We start from the raw sequence: 1,457 nt of genomic DNA, 5'->3' as shown, positions 1-1,457 counted from the left end.
CTACTCCCGTGATCGCAAGGGCGAACATCCCACGGATCATCTCGCGGGCTGGAGCGGCATCCTGCAATCCGACGCCTATGGCGGCTATAACCGGCTGTTCGACGCCGACCGCAGACCCGCGCCCGTCACCTCGGCGGGATGCTGGGCGGAGCAGCCCAAGGTTCCGCGTGCGAAGCACGTGGAATGGCTGCGGAGGGCCATGCGCGGCGCGGCCTGTTCAAGCTGGCCGAACTCGGCCGCGCGCCGCTCGCCGTGGAAGCCGTGCGCCGGATCGATGCGATCTTCGAGGCCGAGCGTGCCATCAATGGAGCCTCGCCGGTGCAGCGACACGCCGTGCGACAGGAGAGTATTGCGCCCATGGTCGACGACCTGCTGGCCTGGATGCGTGAGAGTTGCGCCCGCCTGTCGAAGAAGGCCCCGGTCACAGCGGCCATGGCCTACATCCTGCGCAGGCCAGAGACTTTTACCCGGTTCCTCCACGACGGACGGATCTGCCTGACCAACAACGCCGCTGAACGCGCACTGCGCGGCATCGCCCTGGGCAGGAAAGCCTGGCTGTTCGCCGGCTCGGATCGCGGCGGGCAGCGCGCGGCCGACATGTATTCCCTCATCGTCACCGCAAAGCTCAACGACATCGATCCCCAGGCCTGGCTCGCTGACGTCCTTGCCCGGATCAACGACCAGCCCGTCTCACGCCTGCACGAATTCCTGCCCTGGAACTGGAAAGCCTCAACACAGCCCCATCATACAAATGCCGCATGAACACGCCCGCGTCTCTCGCCGGATGCTTACGATCGTCCCCTCAGGAAAACCCATCCTCCACCGCCCGGGGCACCGCCTGCCCACGCGTCAGATCCACGATCCGCGCCACCACGACATCGCAGGCCGCCACCGGCACTGCCACCACCAGCACGGCGCCGGCCGCGTCGAACCGCTCCTCCTCGATCGCGGCCCCCATGCCCGGCAACCGCGCCCGCAACAGCGCCAGGTCGGAAAACCCGCAATGAAACGCCAGGCGCGTCATGGCGACGATCGGCACGCGCGGCGCCAGGCGCAGACATTCCGCCGCCGTGCCGCCATAGGCGCGGACCAGTCCCCCGGCCCCCAGCTTGATCCCCCCGAACCAGCGCGTCACCACCACGGCGACCCGGTCGAATCCCTGCCCGTCGATCACCTGCAGGATCGGCCGCCCGGCTGTGCCCCCGGGCTCGCCGTCATCGTCGCTGCGATAATCCTGCCCGATGCGATAGGCCCAGCAATTATGCGTGGCGTCGGCCACCGACACCGCGCGGACGAAATCCAGCGCCTCGGCAGGCGTGGCACAGGGCGCCGCCCGGGCCAGGAACCGGCTCTTGCGGATCTCCTTCTCGAACCGCGCCGGCTCGGACAGCGTGACCCGCCCCCCGCCGGCCGCGTCGCCAATCCCCTCGCTCACGCCTCCTCGCGCACCCGTCGCC

General features: G+C 69.2%; 1 protein-coding gene and 1 pseudogene. One reads left to right on the top strand and one right to left on the bottom strand.

Annotated elements, in window-relative coordinates; translation table 11 throughout:
* A pseudogene (tnpC, locus tag HUK84_RS17975) lies at nucleotides 1-762 on the top strand (IS66 family transposase); the annotation flags it as partial.
* A gap of 40 nt (nucleotides 763-802) precedes the next feature.
* Here the strand turns inward: tnpC and HUK84_RS17970 are convergent.
* Nucleotides 803-1,423, bottom strand: a complete 621-nt coding sequence (locus HUK84_RS17970) for an IMPACT family protein (protein WP_176641464.1) — start codon at nucleotides 1,421-1,423, stop codon at nucleotides 803-805.
* Nucleotides 1,424-1,457: the final 34 nt, after the last annotated feature.

The sequence above is a fragment of the Nguyenibacter vanlangensis genome, from assembly GCF_013376155.1.
Classification (GTDB): Bacteria; Pseudomonadota; Alphaproteobacteria; order Acetobacterales; family Acetobacteraceae; genus Gluconacetobacter; species Gluconacetobacter vanlangensis.
The sequence above is the reverse complement of the archived record's forward strand: the minus strand, read 5'-3'. Positions and strand labels throughout refer to the sequence as shown.